Origin of the sequence: Mesorhizobium sp. M7A.F.Ca.CA.002.15.2.1, from assembly GCF_003998715.1 — a bacterium.
Lineage (GTDB): Bacteria > Pseudomonadota > Alphaproteobacteria > Rhizobiales > Rhizobiaceae > Mesorhizobium > Mesorhizobium ciceri.
Genome location: NZ_RZPI01000354.1, coordinates 1 through 5724 on the forward strand (window position 1 = coordinate 1; position 5724 = coordinate 5724).

A 5724-nucleotide genomic window follows, 5' to 3' on the forward strand; every position below is an offset into this window, starting at 1 on the left:
GGAGTAATTGATGTATCGGCGCTCTTCAGCTGGAATCTCTCCAGCGGCAGGCCGAGCGCGTCGGCGCAGATCTGGGCGATGACCGTGTTCGAACCCTGGCCGATATCGACCGCGCCCTGGTGCAGGATGACCGTGCCGTCGGCCGCGATGCCGACCCGAATGGTCGACGGATTGGGCAGCGAGGTGTTGCCGCAGCCATACCAGCAGGACGCGACGCCGACGCCGCGCTTTCTATCTGTGTTGGCGCTGTTGAATGCCTCCGCATCGGCCGCCGCGCGCGCCCAGTGCGGCCGCAGCGATTCGAGGCATTCGGCAATGCCGACGCCGGAGTCCAGAAGCTGTCCTGTGACCGTTTCGGAGCCGTTCCGAAGGCAGTTCTTCAAGCGAAAATCGAGCCTGTCCATGCCGAGCTTGCCGGCCAGCTCATCATAGAGGGTCTCCTGCATGATCGTCGCTTGCGGCACGCCGAAGCCGCGGAAGGCGCCGGAGATCGGCCCATGCGTATGGATGGCGCGGCCTTCGGCGCGGTAGTTCGGCGTCGCATAAGGTCCGGAGGCGTGCACCGGCACGCGGTTGGCCACGGTAGGGCCCCAGCTTGCATAGGCGCCGGTGTTGAAATCGCCTTCGAAGATCATGCCGGTGACAAGGCCGTCGGCATCGGCGCCGATGGTTGCTTTCATCTCGGCCGGATGGCGCTTGGTGGTCGACATCATCGATTCGGTGCGGGTGTAGGCAAGTGCCGCCGGCCGCCCAGTCTTCATCGCCACAAGGCCGATCAGCGGCTGCAGCGAGACGTCGAGCTTCGAGCCGAAACCGCCGCCGGTCGCGGTCGGCACGATGCGCACCTTGTCGACGGCAAGGCCGAGCACCTTCGCCGTCTCGTCGCGGTCCATATAGGGCGCCTGGGTGCAGGCGACGACGACCAGCGTGTCGCCGTCCACATAGGCATAGCCGGCTTCCGGTTCGATATAGGCGTGCTCGACATAGGAGGTGTCGATGACGCCGGACACCGTGAACGCTGCACCGGCAAGGGCCCCTTCCGGATCGCCGCGTTCGACGAAGCCGGAGGTCAGCAGGTTTGCCGGTCTGTTCTCATGGATGAGCTTGGCACCGCCGGCGCGCGCTTCGCAGGATTGGAGAACATGCGGCAATTCGGTCCAGCGGATCGGAAAATCCGAGAGGTCGATATCGAGCATCGCCTCGCGCTCGCCAGCGACCAACGCCACCGCCTCACCGCGAAGGCGGGCAAACCCTTCGGCCAGTGCCGGCTGGTCGGCGAAGGGGCCGATGACGCCGAAACAGTTTTTTCCCGGAATGTCGGCGGCGGTGAAGACGCCGGCGACACCGGGATGTGCCTTCGCCCAGCCATCGAGGTCACCGAAGGCGAAGCTGGCGTGATAATGCGGAGAGCGGATCACCAGTACCGCCAGTGCATCGGCGGGGAAGGAATCGCTGCCGAATTTCTCAGCCCCGGTGACCTTCGGCACGCCGTCGAGCCGGATGGGCGAGGAACCGATCGCGTGGCCTGACCGGGGCAAGCGGAAATCCAGGCTTGCTGCCTGCAGGGAGGCATCCATCACTGCGGCAATGATCTTCCGGTAGCCGGTGCAGCGGCACAGAATTCCGCCGAGCGCGTCCTGTACCTCGACCTCGGTGGGGCTCGCCTTCTTCTCCAGCAGAGCCGTCGCCGCAACCAACAGGGCGGGCGTGCAAATCCCGCACTGCGCAGCGCCATGGGCAAGGAAAGAGGCCTGCAACGTCGACAGCCGGCCGTTGGCAAGCCCTTCAACTGTCGTCACCGATGCGCCGGCAGCGGACGCCGCCGACATCAGGCAGGCGCAGACGGGATCGCCGTCGACCAGCACCGTACAGGCGCCGCAATCGCCGGCATCGCAGCCGACCTTGGTGCCGGTCAGCCCCAGTTCGTCGCGCAGCACCAGGGACAGTCGGCGCAGCGGCGGCACATTGACCGATACGGCGCTGCCATTGACCTCGAAGGCGATGTCAACGCGCTCCGGGCCGCGAGCAGGCCGAACGGCGCCCAGGTCGGGCACTGCTTCACGCACGTCAGGTTGAACCTGGCTCATGCCGCCACCTCTTCGCCAGTCGTCCGCCCCACAGCCGCAAGCACGGCGCGGGCAACAATCTCGCGCACTGCATCAAGCCGGTATTCGGCGCTGCCGCGCACATCGGCGATCGGCGACAGTTCGCTCATCGGCGCGGACAGGACCGCATCGGCAAGCTCGCCATCCACCGGCAGCCCGCACAACGCGGCTTCGACGCCGGCCAGCCGCTTGGCCACCACCGAACAGGAGCCGGCCGCGACCGCCGCTTGCCGGACGGTGCCATTGTCGACGGCCAGACGTGCTGCCACCATGGCGATGGAAATGACGAGGTAGCGCCGGGCGCCGAGCTTGACGAAAGCCGACGTGCCGCTGGGCTTCGGCACGCGGATCGCCGTGACCATCTCACCGGGCAGCAGAGCCGTGCGGCGGTTGCCGAGAATGAAGTCCTGCAACGGCAGGTGCCGCGTCGCTGCCACCGAGCGCAGCTCGACCTCGGCATCGAGGACGAGCAGGGCTGGCACGCCGTCGGCGGCAGGCGAGGCGTTGCAGAGATTGCCGGCGACCGAGGCGACGTTCTGGATCTGCGCCGAGCCGACCTCTCGCGCCGCCTGCTTCAGCGCCTCGAAGGCCGGCGGCAAGGGATGGCGGACGATGTCGGTCCAGGTCGTGCGCGCGCCGATGACGAAATGGTCGCTCGCCTCGGCAATGCCGCACAGCGCCGCCAGGCCGTTAATGTCGAGAACATTGTCGCGGATCGGTTTGCTGCCCTGTGCCGGATAGAAATCGGTGCCACCGGCAAGGATGCGCCAGGCGCCCTCGCCAAGCAAAGCGAGCGCTTCGTCGACCGAGGTGGGTTTCGCGTAACGGATCACGCTTTGCCTTCCCGAAAAGAGGCCTTCCAGAGCTGGTACTTCGAAAGATCCTTCCAGCACAGGGGTCGGAAAATTCATTCGTATGCAAATGATATCAAGCTGGCAGGATTTGTCAAAGCCGGAGTTTGCCGCGGCGCCGCCGGCACGCATTTGTTATGGCTTGAGAGGTTGACGCGGCCGGCCATCTGGTCAAGTTTCTGCGTCCGGTCGCGTCAGCGGCATTTTCCACTGGAGCCTGCATACGGAAGAGGAAAGCCCATGGCCGACGAAGCGCTTGTCGTCATCGACCTGCAGAACGATTTTTGTCCCGGCGGCGCGCTGGCGGTTGCCGGCGGCGACGAGATCGTGCCGCTGGTCAACGACCTGATCCGGCGAACCGACCATGTCGTGCTGACGCAGGACTGGCATCCCGCCGGTCACTCCAGCTTTGCTTCCAGCCATCCGGGCGCGCAGCCCTTCACCATGATCGAAATGCCGTACGGCCAGCAGACGCTGTGGCCGGACCACTGCATCCAGGGCAGCCTGGGCTCGGATTTCCATTCCGGCCTCGCCTGGACCAAGGCCGAGCTCGTCATTCGCAAGGGATTTCGGCCTGATATCGACAGCTACTCGGCCTTCTTCGAGAACGACCGCACGACCCAGACCGGCCTTGCCGGCTACCTCCGGGAGCGCGGCATCGACACGCTGACCCTGGTCGGGCTGGCGACCGATTTCTGCGTCGGCTTTTCGGCGCTGGATGCCGTCAGCCAGGGCTTCAAAACCACAGTGCGGCTGGATGCCTGCCGCGGCATCGATCTCAACGGTTCGCTCCATGCCACGCTGCAGCGCATGCGCGACGCCGGCGTGAGGCTCGAAGACCCTTTGTCGGACTGACGGATCGTGAGGCGCAAGAGGGGCTTTTTGTGGGTCGCGACGAAGGCGGCAATCGTCGTGGCCGTGCTGTTTCCGGCACAGGCTTTCGGGGCGGAGGAACACGGCCTGCCCGGCGCTTCGATGTCGCTGTGGTGGGCGCTGCCCTTTGCCGGGCTGCTGTTGTCGATCGCCACTGGTCCGCTGCTGTTTCTTCATGTCTGGGAGCATCACTACGGCAAGATCGCGGCCCTTTGGGGCGCTCTGGTGGTCCTGCCGCTGGCGGTCGCCTTCGGTGTCCCCACAGCGACCGAAGCGGTGCTGCATGCGTTGCTCACCGAATACATGTCGTTCATCATCCTGCTGTTTGCGCTGTTCACCATTTCCGGCGGCATTCTCCTTGCCGGCAACATTCACGGCACGCCGCTGGTGAATGCCGGCCTGCTGCTGGTCGGCGCGCTGCTGGCCTCGGTGATCGGCACGACCGGTGCCTCGATGATCCTGATCCGGCCGATCATCCGCGCCAACGATAACAGGCGGTTCAACGCCCATGTCGTCATCTTCTTCATCTTCCTGGTGTCCAACATCGGCGGCTCGCTGACGCCGCTTGGCGATCCGCCGCTGTTCGTCGGCTTCCTGCGCGGCGTCGACTTCTTCTGGACGACGACGAACCTCTGGCGCGAGACGCTGTTCGTCGGCGGTGTCGTGCTGGGCATTTTTCTGGTGATCGACATCATCCTGCACCGGCGCGAGGCTGGCGCGCCGAAGATCAAGGACCCGACACCGGATACCAAGGTGCGCCTGCGCGGCCTGGCCAACCTTCCGCTGCTGGCGGGGGTGATCGGCGCCATCCTGCTATCGGCGGCTTGGAAGCCGGGCGTCAGCTTCTCCGTGTTCGGCGTCAGCCTGGAACTGCAGAACCTGGTGCGCGACGCCATGATCCTGGCGCTCGCCCTCGTTTCACTTGTCATTTCGCGCAAGGAATACCGCGAGGCCAATGGCTTCAACTGGGGTCCGATAGCAGAGGTGGCCAAATTGTTTGCCGGCATCTTCATCTGCATCGTGCCGGTCATCGCCATCCTCAGGGCAGGCCATGAGGGTGCGCTGGCGCCGCTGGTGTCGCTTGTGAGTTCTTCCTCCGGCCAGCCCAACGATCTCGCCTATTTCTGGCTGACCGGGGCGCTGTCATCCTTCCTCGACAATGCGCCGACTTATCTGGTGTTCTTCGAGCTTGCCGGCGGTGACCCCCGGCACCTGATGACGGAGTTCGCTTCGACGCTTGCCGCGATCTCGGCCGGCGCGGTGTTCATGGGCGCCAACACCTATATCGGCAATGCGCCGAATTTCATGGTCTACGCCATCGCCCGACATCGCGGCGTGAAGATGCCGGGCTTTTTTGGCTATATGGCATGGTCGGGCCTGGTGCTGATCCCGACATTTTTGGTAGCGGGTTTTCTGTTCTTCGGCTGATCAACCCACGCCGACATAACGGCGCACCGCCGACGGGTCGGCGCGCAATTCCTCGACATCGACCGTCTCGCGGTTGCGGCCGTTTTCGACGAAAGCAACGCGGTCGGCGACAGAAAGCACTGCATCGACCCGTTGTTCGACCAGGATGGTCGACACGCCCATGTCACGCAGCGTCGACACCGTCTCGCGGATCTTGGCGATCATCGACGGCATCAGTCCTTCGGTCGGCTCGTCGAGCAATAGCACCTGCGGTTCGAGGCAGAGTGCACGCGCCATCGCCAGCATCTGCTGTTCGCCGCCGGACAGTGTGCCGGAACGCTGCCGCAGCCGCTGGCGCAGCAATGGAAAGAGGTCGAGCACGTTTTCACGCGTCGCCTTGCCTTTGCCGCGCGCCATCAGGCCGATCTCGATGTTTTCCGCCACCGTCATTTCGGCGAACAGTCGCCTTCCCTGCGGCACATAGGCGA

General features: G+C 64.9%; 5 protein-coding genes. 2 read left to right on the top strand and 3 right to left on the bottom strand.

Features of this window, described 5'->3' with window-relative positions; translation table 11 throughout:
- On the bottom strand, positions 1-2087 hold a 2087-nt coding region (locus tag ENZ74_RS19525), incomplete at its 3' end, for a molybdopterin cofactor-binding domain-containing protein (RefSeq protein WP_127312933.1).
- Complete coding sequence (locus ENZ74_RS19530) at positions 2084-2938, bottom strand: xanthine dehydrogenase family protein subunit M (protein WP_063170426.1); 855 nt, start codon at positions 2936-2938, stop codon at positions 2084-2086. The genes ENZ74_RS19530 and ENZ74_RS19525, both read right to left, overlap by 4 nt.
- Before the next feature lie 258 nt (positions 2939-3196).
- On the opposite strand from ENZ74_RS19530, the gene pncA reads away from it, so the two are divergent.
- Positions 3197-3811 carry a bifunctional nicotinamidase/pyrazinamidase gene (gene pncA / locus ENZ74_RS19535; protein ID WP_063169737.1) on the top strand — a complete coding sequence of 205 codons (615 nt, stop codon included), beginning with the start codon at positions 3197-3199 and terminating at the stop codon, positions 3809-3811.
- 27 nt (positions 3812-3838) lie between these two features.
- Entirely contained in the window at positions 3839-5257 is a 1419-nt protein-coding gene (locus ENZ74_RS19540; protein WP_063169738.1) for a sodium:proton antiporter, read from the top strand.
- Here ENZ74_RS19540 and ENZ74_RS19545 read toward each other — a convergent pair.
- Positions 5258-5724 (bottom strand): ATP-binding cassette domain-containing protein (locus ENZ74_RS19545; protein ID WP_127312934.1); only part of this gene is annotated, 467 nt, incomplete at its 5' end.